Here is a 13,196-nt window from a genome sequence, read left to right as displayed (position 1 = left end):
GAGGGCGGTCTGGTAGGCCGGGGCGGCGGGTCCGGGTCGACGGGGTGGACGGGTCCGCGCGACGCGCACACCCCGCGAGCGGGTGGTCGACGCGGGTTCCGGCATACGGCCGTACGTGTGACCGGGGTGCCCTGCGGGTAGGAGCACCCCCAGATCACCGAGCGAAGGAGAAACCCGTGCCCGACCAGACCGATTCGATCGCCGCCGGTCGCCGGACGGCCCCGCGCCGCCTGGTGCTCGTCCGCCATGGCCAGAGCCTGGGCAACGTCGCCGACGCGGAGGCGCGCAAGGCCGGCTCGGGCACCCTCGACCTGGACTTCCGGGACGCCGACACGCCGTTGTCCGACCTCGGCAAGGAGCAGGCCACCGCGCTCGGCGAGTGGTTGCAGGACCTGCCCGAGGACCAGCGTCCGGACGTGGTGCTCGCGTCGCCCTACGAGCGGGCCCGCACCACCGCGCAGATCGCTCTGGAGCGGGCCGGGCTCGATCACACCCTCGTCCTCGACGAGCGGCTGCGCGAGCGCGACCTGGGGATCTTCGACGGGCTGACCGGTGACGGCATCCGCGCGAAGCACCCCGAGGAGGCCGCGCGGCGCAGCACGGTCGGCAAGTTCTACTACCGTCCGCCGGGCGGCGAGTCCTGGTGCGACGTGGCCCTACGGGTGCGCAGCGTGCTCGCGGACATCCGTCAGGAGTATGCCGACCAGGTGGTGTGGGTGTTCAGCCACCAGGCCGTGATCATGAGCTTTCGCCTGGTCGTCGAGGGGCTTGACGAGCAGGGGATCATCACCATCGACACCGAGACGCCGATGCCCAACTGCTCGATGACGACGTACGACGGTCGTGACGGCTCGCTCGACCTGGACGCCTACGCGCAGACCGGGCACCTGGACGACGCCGACACCGCGACCACGCACGAGGTGCCGCAGTCCGCCGAGGCGGACAGGTGAGCGCGCCACGCCCGATCACGACGGGCCTGCTGCGTGACTGGGCGCTTCCGCGCAGCGGCGGCAGCAAGGAGTCCCAGGGTCGGGTCCTGGTCGTCGGCGGCAACGTCCGGATGCCGGGAGGGGTGCTGCTCGCCGCCGAGGCCGCGATGCGCGCGGGGGCCGGCAAGCTGCAGATCGCCACCGTCGAGCAGGTCGCGGTGCCGATGGCCATGCAGATCCCGGAGGCCTACGTGGCCGGGCTGCCCGCCGACGCCGACGGCAACCTGGCGCCCGAGTCCGCCGCGGAGATCGTCGAGCTCGCCGCCGACTGCTCCGCGGTGCTGCTCGGCCCCGGGATCATGTCGCCGGACAGCGCGGCCGCCCTGCTGGGCGAGGTCGTGCCGCAGGTCGAGGTGCCCGTCGTCGTCGACGCCCTGGGGATGGCCTATCTCACCGAGCACCGTGACGGGGTGGCTCATCTGGACGGCCGCGCCATCCTGTCCCCCAACCTCGGCGAGCTCGCGGCGACGCTCGGGCTGGACCAGGACGAGGTGTCGGACGACCCGCTCACGCACGCGCGTCGGCTCGCCGCCGAGGCCGGGGCGGTCGTGGTGACCGGGGCCGCGACCACGGTGATCTGCACGCCCGACGACTCCGAGAGCTGGCAGGACGAGTCCGGCGGCGAGGGTATGGCGGTCTCCGGGTCCGGCGACGTCAAGGCCGGCGTGCTGCTCGGTCTGCTGGGGCGGGGCGCCGAGCCCGAGCAGGCCGCGGCGTGGGGCGCCTTCGTGCACGGGCGCGCGGGCGAGCGGCTCGTCGCGGTGCACGGTCGGCGTGGATATCTCGCGCGCGAGCTCCTCGTCGAGATCCCGCGAACGCTGGCCGAGCTCGACGGCTGAGGCGCGGCCCGCCCGGTGCGACGCGTGGCCGGCGGGCGGGTCACTCGTCGCTGTCCTGGGTGAGGCCGGCGGCGTCGCCCTGCCCGGCCACCTCGCCGGGAGTGTCCAGGTGGTCGGTCTGACGGGTGAGGTGGCCGTCGGGGTGGACGACCCCGGCGGCCTCGGTGGAGGGACCCTGGTCGTCGGGCACCAGCAGGTCCAGGTCGTCGTCGCTCATGTCCACCAGGATGCGGCTCCGGCGCGGGACCGGCGAGCCCCGGCCGCCCCTCGGACGCCCTTCCCGGCATACGGTGAAGGCATGGACCTCAAGAACGCTCACGACGTCACGACCGCTCCCCTGATGGTGCTCGGCCTGGCGGGCGGCTTCGCCCTGGCGAGCGAGACGGGCATCCGCCCGCTCGGTGGCCTGCTGCTCGGCGGTGCGGGGCTGCTCGCGGGCCGCACCTGGCTGGCCAAGACCGACCCGGCGACCACGGCGGCGCTGTCGGTGGTCTACCTGGGCGGCTTCGTCGGCTCGCACCGGCTCGCCAGGTCGATCGGCGCCTGGCCGTCCGTGGCCGTGGTGACCGCGGCGTCCGCGGGTGCGGCCCACGCGCTGTGCGACCGGCGCTGACGGACGCGGCGTGACCGGGCCCACCGGTCCGGGGCCGTGGCTGGTCGTGGCCCCGCACCTGGACGACGCGGTCCTGTCCTGCGGGTGGCTCGTGGCGGGCGGCGACCCCGTGGACGTGCTGACCGTGTGCAGCGGCCGGCCCGCGCCGGCCGTGGTGCGCGACTGGGACCGCGCGTGCGGGTGGCGCGACTCCGACGAGGCGATGGCCGGGCGGCTGGCCGAGGACGAAGCGGCCTTCGCGGGCACCCCGCACCGACGGCACCTGCTCGGGCTGCTCGACCAGCAGTATGTCGACGGCGGGCGGCCCGAGCAGGACGCGCGCCTGCTCACCGGGTGGGTCGCCCGCTGGCTCGACGTCCACCCCGAGGGCATCGTGCTCGTGCCCGCGGCGACCGGCTGGGTGCCGCCCCACGCGCCGGACGCCCTCGGTGCCCGCTGCCCCGACCGGGACGTGCCCGGCGTCAACGGGGACCACCGGTGGGTCCGCGACACCGTGATCACCGGGATCGCCGGGATCGCGGGGGTCGCCGAGGCGGCGGAGGCGCGCACCGGCCGGGTCGGGATCTACGAGGACCTGCCCTACCTGTGGGGGCGTCCCGCCGCCGACGAGGTCGCGCGGCTGCCCCTCACCCTGGTCCCGCACGAGATGCCGGTCGAGCGCCGGGCCAAGGCCCACCGGATCGCGGCCTACGCCTCGCAGCTGGACCTGCTCACCCACGAGGGGCGCCGGCTCGACGACCCCGACGTGCTGCCGGCCACCGAGCGCTGCTGGCTGCCCGTCTGACTGCCGGCAGCCGACCGGGCCGCGACGCCGCCGCGGCCCGGTCGCCACAGGGCCGGCCTCAGACCGGCGCCGCCTCCCGGGAGCCCGAGCCGACCTCGGCCGCGGGGACCGTCGCCCGCGGCGCGTCGTAGGCCGACTGGTCGAGCAGACCCTCGCGGCGAGCCACGACGACCTGCACCAGCACCTGACCGGCGACGTTCACGGCCGTGCGACCCATGTCCAGGATCGGGTCGACGGCGAGCAGCAGCCCCACGCCCGCCAGGGGCAGGCCCAGCGTGGACAGGGTGAGCGTCAGCATGACGATCGCACCGGTCAGACCCGCGGTGGCCGCCGAGCCGATCACCGACACGACCACCACCAGCAGGTGGTCCAGCAGCGAGAGGTGGACCCCGAAGAACTGGGCGACGAAGAGCGCGGCGACGGCCGGATAGATCGCCGCGCAGCCGTCCATCTTGGTGGTGGCGGCCAGCGGGCTCGCGAAGGCGGCATACTCCCGGGGCACCCCCAGGCGCTCGGTGACCTGCTGGGTCAGCGGCAGGGTGCCGAGCGAGGACCGGGAGACGAAACCGAGCTGGATCGCGGGCCACGCGCCGCGGAAGTAGCTGCGCGGGCTCAGCCCGTGGGCGAGCAGGATCGCGGGGTACAGCGCGAGGAGCACGATCGCGAGCCCGGCGTAGACCGCGAGGACGAAGGCGCCGAGCTGTCCGAGCGAGGACCAGCCGTAGGTCGCGACGGCGCGTCCGACCAGCCCGACCGTGCCCAGGGGCGCCAGGAGGATGACCCACCACAGGACCTTCTGGACCACGGCCAGCGCCGAGGCGTTGAACCGCAGGAAGGGCTCGGCGGCGTCACCCACCTCGAGGGCGGCGATCCCGACGACGAGCGCGACGACCACCAGCTGGAGAGCCTTGAACGAGACCGAGGACTGCAGCGCTCCGTCGACCTCGTGGGTGGTGACGGCCAGGCCGAGCACGTTGGTGGGGACGAGCTGGTCGACGAAGTCCAGCCAGCCGCCGTGGGTGCTCGTGGCCCTGGCGGCGCTCTGGGTGATGCTCGTGTGCCGGCCGGGCTGGACGAGCACGCCCAGCCCGATGCCGACGAGCACCGAGGCCAGGGCCGTGATGGCGAACCACAGGAGGGTCTTGCCCGCGAGCCGGGCGGCGTCGGCGACCCCGCGCAGGTTGGCGATGGAGGAGATGATCGCCGTGACGATCAGCGGGGGCACCAGGGCCTTGAGCAGGGTGACGAAGGTCGACCCGACGGTGTCCAGCAGGACGGTCAACCAGTTGTCCCCGCCGCCGGCCGTGGGCCCGAGGGCCAGGGCGGCCCAGCCGAGCCCGAGGCCGAGCACGAGGGCGAGGACGATCTGCAGGGAGAAGGACGGCAGCCGAGGTCGGCGCACGGCGGATGAGGTGGACATGAGGCCTTCCGGGGTCGTTCGTGCATAACTGAACCTTCAACCTCTCATAACATCTGATTATTTCTGGCCTGGCGTCGCCGATGTGGTTGTCTGAGCGCAGCGACGGACGGGACGGACCCGCGACGGCCGCAGCTGCCCCGCCGAGGCGGGCGGAGAGGTGGAGCTCATGGGTGACGCGACCGGAGGACGTGGGGCCACCTCGGACGAGCGGGCGGCGCTGGTGGAACGGGCGACCCGGCTCGCCCTCGACGGCGTGACGGCCCTGGTCCGCGAGGTGCTGTGGGACCTGGACGACGCGGTGACCGACCTGGTGGTGCTGGCCGGGTCCGGCGGCGCCGAGGTGGTCGACCAGACCCTGGCGCAGCGGCTGCGGGAGGTCCTGCTGGAGCGGTGGCGCACCGGGTGGCAGCCCCTGGACCTGCACCACGTCGTCCAGCGGGCCGACCTGCACGTGCGTGCCGAGGCCCCGGTCGTCGGGCGGGTCGCCGCGCTGGTCGGGGACCTGGTGGCCGACGACCTGGGCCGGTATGCCGCGGCGACGGTCGAGCCGCGCTGGCACGACCAGCTGGCGATCATCCAGGAGTCGCGCAACGACCACCGCAGCGGGGGCGGTGCCGCGGGACGTGGTGCCGCGAGACCTGCTGACCCAGGACGCGCTGGCGGGACGCTCACCTGGCTGGGCGCGCGGGCGGCGTCGTGGGGGCGGGCGGAGACCTACGAGGCGGCCCTGCGCCTGGAGCACGTCCTGCGCCGCGTCCCCGCGCTGCAGCAGCTCGGCGCCCGGCCCGGCCACGCCGTCACGCCGGCCACCCGCCGCAGCGACGTCGACGACAAGGTCCTCGCCCGGGTGCGACAGCTCCTCGCCAAGGCCGAGTCCACGACCTACGAGGCGGAGGCGGAGACGTTCACCGCAGGCGCGCAGGCGCTCATGGCCCGGCACAGCATCGACCACGCCCTCCTCGCGGCGACCGCGGCCGGGAGCGGGTCCGCGGCCGACGGGCGACCGGACGGCAGGCGGCTGTGGATCGAGACGCCCTACGTGCGGGAGAAGGTCCTGCTCCTCGGGGTCGTCGCCGACGCCAACCGCGCCCGCAGCGTCTGGGCCAAGGAGGACGGCTACGTCACGCTGCTGGGCTTCGGGCCCGACCTGGACGCGGTGGAGACGCTCTACACCTCGCTGCTCGTCCAGGCCACGCGGGCGATGCACGGGGAGGGCAGGCGCCAGGACGCGTATGGCGGCTCGCGCACCCGCAGCTTCCGGCAGAGCTTCCTGGCGGCGTTCGCCACCCGCATCGGCGAGCGCCTGGCCGAGGTGACCGCGGCCGAGACCGAGCAGGCCGCCGTGGACGCGCAGGAGCGTGGCGGGCAGGAGCTCGTGCCGGTGCTGGCCGCGCGCGAGGAGGCCGTGGAGTCCTATCTGGGAGAGGTGTTCCCGCAGCTGCGGACGGTGTCGATGCCGCTGGGGCGCGACCGCGAGGGCTGTGTCAGGGGACGGCGCGCCGCGGACCGGGCCGCGCTGTCCTGGGGTCGCCCGCTCGACCGCTGACCTGCACCGGGACCTGGTCCACCGGCGGGCAGGTCGGGCGCGGGCGGGCGGGCGGCAGGTCGGGGCGCCGGTGGCGAGGACGCGGTGCGCGGCGCCCCCGGTCAGGGCGCCTGGATGGGCGACCAAGGTCTCGGCGGGGTCCCCCCGTGGGTGGAGGAGCCGCCCGGCAGGTCCATCCCCCGGGTGGATGCGGGCGGCGGGCCGGGGGCGCGATCCTGGAGCCACGTCCTCGCCGCCAGGCGGCCCGCGTCCGTGGGACGAGCCCTCGCAGGACGACGTGGGCGTACGAGACGACCCGCGGACGTGGGGACGCCCCGCGAGTCGCCGCCGTGGTCGGCGGAGGCACGTGGGCTCCGGCCCAGGGCCGCAGCGCTCCGTCAGGGGGAGAGCGCTGCGGCCCGTCCGGGGGCTCAGCAGGCCTGGGCCGCCTCGGCCAGCCGAGCCACCAGGTGCTCCCGGTGCGGCACCCCGTCGCGGCCGCGCATGTGCCAGGCGAGCGGGCTCGGCGAGGGAGCGGTCAGCACGGGCAGCGGCAGCGTGAGGAGGGCGGGCTCGGCCCGGGTCGCGGCCCGCCAGGTCGTGGCGGCGCCCCCGCCGAGCAGGACCACGGCCCGCGCGGACGGCAGCGACCCCAGCAGCTCCAGCAGGTATGGCGCAGCACGGCGCGCCTGGTCACCCACGCGCCGACGGCGTCCGGGGATGACGTCGCGGTCGGGGTCCTCCACCCACCAGGGCACCACGTCGGTGAGCAGGGTCTCGGCATAGGGCAGACCGGCCTGGTCGAGCGCCGTCAGCAGGTTGCCCGAGGCGGGGTCGTCGCGGTGAGCCGTCGCGAGGCGGGCGCCGCGGACGGCCGAGCAGCGGGGGTCGCGGCGCAGCAGCACCACGCGGGCCCGGATGCCCCCGCCGAGCGGGTCCGGCCACGGGACGTCCTCGCCGGTCTCGTCCCGCAGCCGGCGCACCCGCTCGACCAGGGGGGCGACGTGCGGCCGGTCCAGCAGGGCGAGGCGACCGTCGACGGCGGCCTGGTCGTCGTCGGGGAGCAGCACCCCGGCGTCGGCGGCGGGACGGTTGCGGGGTGCGCGGGCCATGGGTCGACCCTAGGGGCCGCAGGCGCGTCGGCGGGCCCTGGCGTCGGCCGGATCCTGGCCGCCGCGGTGCCGCCCACGCCGTCCGGTCCGCGTCGTCCGGTGCGCGCCGTCCCGTCGGTGGGACGACACGATCGCGTCCGGGCAACGCTCCCACCGCACCCCGGGTGCGGCATCGTGGGAGCCATGGCCCTCCGCCCCGTCGCCCCCGCCCGCCCCACCCTGCCCGCCGACGCCGCAGGCACCGCCACCCCGGCCGCCACCACCCGCCCGACCGAGACCGTCGACGCCGTCGTCGTCGGGGCCGGTCACCACGGCCTGGTCGCCGCCGCGACCCTGGCCGACGCCGGCTGGGACGTGCTCGTCCTCGAGGCGCGCGACACGGTCGGCGGCGCCGTCTCGTCCCGCGACGTGGACGGCTGGGTGATGGACGAGTTCAGCGCCTGCCACCCCCTGGGGGCGGCCTCACCGGTGCTGCAGGCGCTGGACCTGCCGGCATACGGCCTGCAGTGGGCGCACGCACCCCGCCCGGTCGTGCATGTCGCCGACGCCGAGGACCGGCAGGGCTCGACGGTGGAGGACCGGGCCGAGGACACCGCCGCGCTGCTGGACGCCGAGCACCCGGGCGACGGGCAGACCTGGCTGCGGATGGTCCACCAGTGGGAGTCGATCCGTGAGCCGCTGCTCGCGAGCCTGCTCACCGCCTGGCCGCCGGTCCGGCCGATCCCCGCGCTGCTGGCCGGGATCGGCGCGGCCCAGCTGCCGGACTTCGTGCGGTTCGCGCTGCTGCCGGTGGACCGGATGGGGGCGGAGCTCTTCGGCGGGGTGCGCGGCGGTCAGATCCTCGCGGGCAACGCGATGCACGCCGACATCCCCCCGGAGGCGCCGGGCAGCGGCCTCTTCGGCTGGATCATGTCGATGCTGGCCCAGGACGTGGGCTTCCCGTCGCCGCGCGGGGGCACCCAGCGGCTCGCCGACGCGCTCGCCGCCCGGGCCCGAGCGGCCGGAGCGCAGGTCGAGACCGGGCAGCGGGTGGCCCGTGTCGTGGTGTCGGGCGGTCGGGCCCATGGCGTGGAGACCGTCGACGGCCGCCGCGTCCGGGCCCGGCGCGCCGTGATCGCCGACACGAGCGCCCCCGACCTCTACGACCGGCTGCTCCCCTCCGACGCGGTGCCCGCCGGCCTGCGGGCCCGCCTGGACCGGTTCGCCTGGGACCTGCCGACCCTCAAGCTCAACTACCGCCTGTCCGCGCCGGTGCCGTGGCTCGCCGAGCGTGCCCGCGGGGCGGCCGTCGTCCACGCCGGGCAGGACCGGCACGGGCTCGTCCGCTGGTCGGCCGACCTCGGGTCCGACCGGGTGCCCGCACGACCGTTCGCCCTGGTGGGGCAGATGTCGACGATCGACCCGACGCGCTCGCCGGACGGCACGGAGACCCTGTGGCTCTACACCCACCTGCCCCGCGGCGTCACCGACACCGGTGCGGCCCGGGAGCTCACGGACGCGTCCGAGGCGATGCTGGAGGACCTCGCGCCAGGCTGGCGCGATCTCGTCGTCGACCGCTGGGAGCAGGAGCCGGACGGCCTGCACGGCAGCGACGCCAACCTCGGGGACGGCGCGGTCGGCGGCGGCACGATGCAGCTCTTCCAGCAGGCGATCTGGCGGCCGACCACGGGACTCGGGGGCCCGCGCACCCACGTCGCCGGGCTCTACCTCGGCAGCGCCGCGGTCCACCCCGGCGGCGGGGTGCACGGCGGCTGCGGCTACCTCGCGGCACGGGCGGCCCTGGCGGACCGCTCCTGGTGGGGTCGGCCGGCACGGCGGCTGAGCCTGGCTGCGCTGCACCGGCTGTACGCCGAGCTGCCGACCGTGCGCTGAGGGCCCCCGCAGACCGCACGACGAGGGCGGCGCCCCGCTCGGGGTGCCGCCCTCGTCCGGGAGGAGCCGACCGTCAGCGGGGCTCGGTCGCCTGCTCGGCGATCAGCGCCAGCCTCAGCAGCGCCTCGCGGTTGCGGCGGGCCACCCCGGCCTGGCGCAGCTGGTGCGGGACGACCTGGGTGACGCCGGCGACGGTGTCCTCGCGCATGCTGATCAGGGTGCCGCCGGCCTGCGGCTCCAGGGTGATCTCGACGGCGGCGCGGGTGAACGGGCGGGCCTTGGCCTGCAGCACGATGCGGCGACCGGGCTCTACCTCCATGACGGAGGTCTCGTCGTCGAGCAGTGTCGGCCAGGCGCCGACGCTGTGGTGCAGGCGGGCGCCCACGGCCGGCCAGTCCGCGGAGACCGCGCGCATCCGGGAGGCACCGACCACCCAGCAGGGATAGGTCCAGCCGTCGGCGAGGACTCGCCAGACCTGGTCGGGGGTGGCGGTGGTGCGGCGCTGCTCGGTGTGCACGGATCCTCCTGGTCGTGGGTGTGTCTCCAGCATGCCGGGTGCGGCGCGGTGAGCGGGAGTTGTCGCCCCGGCACGGCGATCCGGTCAGCTGCGGGGTCTCGGCCTGCGCGGGCACCGGGTGCGCGGGCACCGGGTGGGAGGGGTCGGCGCCGCCACGGGAGCGCGGCGCACCAGCGCGAGCGCGACCACGACCAGGACGGCCACGCAGGCGAGGACCGCGAGGACCACGGCCGCCACGCTCGCGTGCCACGCCGCGACGGCGGCGACGGCCGCGACCACGATGACCCAGACCGCGGCGCCCACCCGGTGCCCGTGCACCGCGAGGTCGGCGTACACCAGCACCTGCACCAGCGCCAGCAGCACCCCGAGAGTGGTGAAGGCCCAGGCCAGCGGCCCCAGCTCCCCGACGAACCGCGCCCCGCCCGCGACCCGCACGAGCAGGTCCCCGAGCCCGGCCGCGAGCGCCACCCCGACCAGACCGACGCCGGCGGTCAACCCCAGCGCGGCCCGCACGGCGGCGACGCGCTCGGCGGGACGGGCCATCCGCGGGTAGTACAGCGTCGCGAGGAACTGCGGCCCCCAGAAGGCGACCTTCTCGAACAACGCGCCCATGGTGTAGGTCCCGGACCGCCCGTCGGCCAGGTGGTGCCGCGCGAGCAGCACGTCGAGGCTGGACAGCACCAGCAGCCCGGCGGTGGGCGCGGCCGCGGCCAGGGCCTCGCGGGCGCGGGCGAGCCCATCGGTCCAGGTGCGGTCGTATGCCGCAGGGGTCTGCCCGCCGCCTGCCCGCGTGCGTCGCACCAGCGCGGCGCCGGCCAGGGCGAGGAGCACCCAGCCGCCGGCATACCAGCAGGTGACGGCCAGGACGCCGGCACCGAGCCAGGCGGTGACGAGCGCGGCGAGGACCTTGACCACGCCGGTCAGCAGGGCGAGCAGCCCCACGGCGCCGAAGGACTCGCGGCCCTGCAGCAGCCCGATGGCCGCCGAGGTGATGGTGAGGGGCACCGCGGAGGCCGCGAGCACGAGCACCGGCCACGGGGAGGCCAGGTGCAGAACGGGAGCGACCAGCCAGGCACACCCGGCGAGCAGCAGCGCAGGCCCCCCGCCGAGGAGCAGCGCGGCGCCGAGCAGCGATCGTGGGCCCGCGGCCGCACCACCCGCCACCCGCCGAGCCGTCACCAGCTGCAGACCCACGCCGGGGACGGTCAGGATCGTGGACAGGTTGATCAGCGAGCCGACGGCGCCGAGGTCGGCGGGGGACAGGACGCGCCCGAGCACGACGAAGAAGGTGTAGCCGAGGAGCGCCCCGGCGAAGGTCCCCGCGAAGAGCACCGCCCCGGCCGGCACGGCACGACGCGCGCGCATGGGACCTCCTGCGGATAGCGGCTGCTGGGCCTGGTCAGCGTGCCATAGTGCCTGCATGCCGCGCCGACAGCCGGAGCCGCTCGGGACGGGACGGCTCACGACGGGTCCGGGCACGGCCGGACCGAGCAGGGCGGGACCCCGCGCGACGGGCCCGGGGCCGCTCCGGTCGCCTGCGCCGCGGGCCGCCCTGGCCGGGTGCGCGGCCGCGCTGCTGATCACCGCGCTGTGGCTGTGGCCGGCGCTGGGGCGGGGGCAGCTGCTCCACCGCGACTTCGTGCAGGTGCCGCGGCCCGCGCTGGGAGCGGCCACCCTCGGGCTCGGCGACCAGGGCCCGCGGGGGGTCCCCCTGGACGCGGTGACCGCCCTGCTCGCGCCCGTGGCGCCCACCGGCCTGCAGCAGCAGGTGATGCTGCTCGCGTCGCTGGCCCTGGCCGGCTGCGGGGTGGCGGTGCTGCTGCGGCGGCACGGGACGGCGGCGGCGGTCACGGCGGCGGCGCTGACCTGCTGGCATCCCTATCCGGCGGAGCGGCTGCTCCTCGGGCAGCCGCCGACCCTGCTCGCCTGGGCGATGGTGCCCTGGCTGGTGGCGGCGGTGCGGCTCGACTGCTCCCGATCCTGGCGCCTCGGGGCCGTCCTGGCGGCCGCCGTGCCCGCCGCCCTCACGCCGTACGGCGGACTCCTCGCCCTCCTCACCGTGGTGCTGACCAGCGCGCTCACCCGCCGCGGACGAGACCTCGGGAGCCTGCTCGGGCTCGGCGCCGCCTGGTGCCTGCCCTGGGTGGTGGCCGGGCTGCGCGGCTCCCCCGGGACGGGTGAGCGGGCGGGGGCGGCGGCCTTCGCGGTGCGGACGGGAGGGGTGCCGGCGCTGCTGGACGTCCTCACCGGCGGCGGGGTCTGGGCGCCGGGTGCCACCCTGGCCTCCCGCGGGGGCGCGCCCGCCCTGGTCGCGAGCGCCGCCCTGCTGGCCGCGGCGTTGTGGGTGCTGCTGCGGCCGCACCCACGGTGGCGACCGGACGGACGCGAGGACGACGGGCGCGAGGACGACCGCCACCCCGACGGACCTGGCGTGCGCCTGCTGCTGGGGCCGGCGCTGCTCGGACCGCCGGCGCTCGCGCTGCTCCTCTCGACCGGCCCGGGGCTCGCGCTGTGGGGTGCTGCCCAGGCCGTCCCCGGCGTCGGGATCCTGCGCGACACCCATCGCTGGCTCGGGGTGAGCGCCCTGGCCCTCGCCGTCCTGGTGGGGCTCGGGGTGGCCCGGATCCCGGCCCTGACCTCTGCGGACCGGTCTCACCCCGTCCGGCCCGGGACCGCGCTCCCGGCATACCGGCTCGCGCAGGTGCTGCAGGTCACCGCGGCCGTCGGGGCGCTGGCGCTGGCGGCGCTGACCTGCCCGGACGCCCCCGCCCGGCTGCACCGGGCCTATCGCCCGGTGGTCTGGCCGGCGGGCTGGGACCAGGCGGTCGCGGCGCTCGGTGACCGGACCACGCTGGTGCTGCCGTGGCAGCCCCTGCGGCGGCAGGACTGGGCGGGGCCGGAGCCCTTCCTGGACCCGCTGCCGCTGGCGCTGCCCGGGCGGGTGCTCAGCTCCCGCGACCTGACCGTGCGCCGGGGTGGGCGCACCCTCGTGGTGGGCCACGACGACCGGCGGGCCGTCGACGCCTGGCGGCGCGGTGACGGCGCGACCCTGCGGTCTCTGGGCGTACAGGCGGTGGCGGTGTGGACGGGCACTCCCGGTGCCGTCGGCCCCCCGCCGCGCGGTGCCCGGAGGGTCCCCGTGCGCGGGCCGTTGCAGGTGTGGCTGCTCGACGGTGCGTCAGCGGGGTGAGCCGTCGAGAGGGCGCCGTGAGACAGTGGGGGACAGCGCGCGGCCGGCGCCGTACCCTACCTACTGGTAGTCGCCCCCAGCAGCCGCACCGCCGTAGCCGCTCGACTGCCCGGCCCCCGCCGAGACGAAGAGGTCCCCCATGCCGCAGACCACCAGTCGTTCCACCGCCGCCCTGATCACCGCCGTGTGCTGCCTGCTCGGCCTCGGCGCCGCCACCGTCGCCGTCAACGCGATCGCCTCGTCCGCGCCCAACGACGCCAAGGCCGGCACCTCCCAGGGCAACCAGCTGACTGCCGACGAGCTGATCAACTACGGCGGCTGACCGCCCGTCCTGC

At 76.5% G+C, this 13,196-nt stretch carries 13 protein-coding genes; 8 read left to right on the top strand and 5 right to left on the bottom strand.

Going from position 1 to position 13,196, the window contains the following annotated elements; translation table 11 throughout:
- The first annotated feature begins 176 nt into the window (after positions 1-176).
- Both ACK2IS_RS00645 and ACK2IS_RS00640 read left to right on the top strand, forming a co-directional pair.
- Positions 177-950 carry a histidine phosphatase family protein gene (locus ACK2IS_RS00645; protein WP_409484239.1) on the top strand — a complete coding sequence of 258 codons (774 nt, stop codon included), beginning with the start codon at positions 177-179 and terminating at the stop codon, positions 948-950.
- A complete protein-coding gene (locus tag ACK2IS_RS00640) occupies positions 947-1,828 on the top strand; it encodes an NAD(P)H-hydrate dehydratase (protein WP_409484238.1) in 882 nt (293 codons plus the stop codon). The genes ACK2IS_RS00645 and ACK2IS_RS00640 overlap by 4 nt, the downstream gene beginning before the upstream one ends.
- 40 nt (positions 1,829-1,868) lie before the next feature.
- Here ACK2IS_RS00640 and ACK2IS_RS00635 read toward each other — a convergent pair whose 3' ends face one another.
- On the bottom strand, positions 1,869-2,045 hold the full coding sequence (locus ACK2IS_RS00635) for a hypothetical protein (protein WP_409484237.1): 177 nt from the start codon (positions 2,043-2,045) through the stop codon (positions 1,869-1,871).
- 81 nt (positions 2,046-2,126) lie between these two features.
- Between ACK2IS_RS00635 and ACK2IS_RS00630 the strand changes: the two genes are divergently transcribed.
- Both ACK2IS_RS00630 and ACK2IS_RS00625 read left to right on the top strand, forming a co-directional pair.
- The gene (locus ACK2IS_RS00630) at positions 2,127-2,441 is read left to right on the top strand and encodes a hypothetical protein (protein ID WP_409484236.1); all 315 of its coding nucleotides are present in this window, start codon (positions 2,127-2,129) and stop codon (positions 2,439-2,441) included.
- Positions 2,442-2,451: 10 nt separating this feature from the next.
- On the top strand, positions 2,452-3,225 hold the full coding sequence (locus ACK2IS_RS00625) for a PIG-L deacetylase family protein (protein ID WP_409484235.1): 774 nt from the start codon (positions 2,452-2,454) through the stop codon (positions 3,223-3,225).
- 58 nt (positions 3,226-3,283) lie between these two features.
- Here ACK2IS_RS00625 and ACK2IS_RS00620 read toward each other — a convergent pair whose 3' ends face one another.
- On the bottom strand, positions 3,284-4,645 hold the full coding sequence (locus ACK2IS_RS00620; RefSeq protein WP_409484234.1) for a dicarboxylate/amino acid:cation symporter: 1,362 nt from the start codon (positions 4,643-4,645) through the stop codon (positions 3,284-3,286).
- A gap of 166 nt (positions 4,646-4,811) precedes the next feature.
- Between ACK2IS_RS00620 and ACK2IS_RS00615 the strand changes: the two genes are divergently transcribed.
- Positions 4,812-6,191: a DUF2786 domain-containing protein gene (locus tag ACK2IS_RS00615; RefSeq protein ID WP_409484233.1), complete on the top strand. Its 1,380-nt coding sequence runs from the start codon at positions 4,812-4,814 to the stop codon at positions 6,189-6,191.
- A gap of 410 nt (positions 6,192-6,601) precedes the next feature.
- Here the strand turns inward: ACK2IS_RS00615 and ACK2IS_RS00610 are convergent, their stop codons facing one another.
- Entirely contained in the window at positions 6,602-7,282 is a 681-nt protein-coding gene (locus ACK2IS_RS00610; protein WP_409484232.1) for a hypothetical protein, read from the bottom strand.
- 183 nt (positions 7,283-7,465) lie between these two features.
- Here ACK2IS_RS00610 and ACK2IS_RS00605 point away from each other — a divergent pair, with 183 nt between their 5' ends.
- Positions 7,466-9,154 (top strand): phytoene desaturase family protein, encoded by a 1,689-nt coding sequence (locus ACK2IS_RS00605; protein ID WP_409484231.1) that lies wholly within the window; start codon positions 7,466-7,468, stop codon positions 9,152-9,154.
- A gap of 73 nt (positions 9,155-9,227) precedes the next feature.
- On the opposite strand, the gene ACK2IS_RS00600 is transcribed toward ACK2IS_RS00605, so the two are convergent.
- The gene (locus tag ACK2IS_RS00600; protein WP_409484230.1) at positions 9,228-9,671 is read right to left on the bottom strand and encodes an SRPBCC family protein; all 444 of its coding nucleotides are present in this window, start codon (positions 9,669-9,671) and stop codon (positions 9,228-9,230) included.
- A gap of 84 nt (positions 9,672-9,755) precedes the next feature.
- The gene (locus ACK2IS_RS00595) at positions 9,756-11,036 is read right to left on the bottom strand and encodes an oligosaccharide flippase family protein (protein WP_409484229.1); all 1,281 of its coding nucleotides are present in this window, start codon (positions 11,034-11,036) and stop codon (positions 9,756-9,758) included.
- 55 nt (positions 11,037-11,091) lie between these two features.
- Between ACK2IS_RS00595 and ACK2IS_RS00590 the strand changes: the two genes are divergently transcribed.
- Together ACK2IS_RS00590 and ACK2IS_RS00585 are read left to right on the top strand one after the other, a co-directional pair.
- Positions 11,092-12,861, top strand: a complete 1,770-nt coding sequence (locus ACK2IS_RS00590) for a hypothetical protein (RefSeq protein ID WP_409484228.1) — start codon at positions 11,092-11,094, stop codon at positions 12,859-12,861.
- A gap of 139 nt (positions 12,862-13,000) precedes the next feature.
- Complete coding sequence (locus ACK2IS_RS00585; protein ID WP_409484227.1) at positions 13,001-13,183, top strand: hypothetical protein; 183 nt, start codon at positions 13,001-13,003, stop codon at positions 13,181-13,183.
- Positions 13,184-13,196 lie beyond the last annotated feature (13 nt).

Source organism: Arsenicicoccus dermatophilus (assembly GCF_046267915.1).
In the GTDB taxonomy this organism is placed as follows: domain Bacteria; phylum Actinomycetota; class Actinomycetes; order Actinomycetales; family Dermatophilaceae; genus Arsenicicoccus; species Arsenicicoccus dermatophilus_A.
Note: the sequence above shows the minus strand (reverse complement) of the source record. Positions and strands in the feature narration are given on the sequence as shown.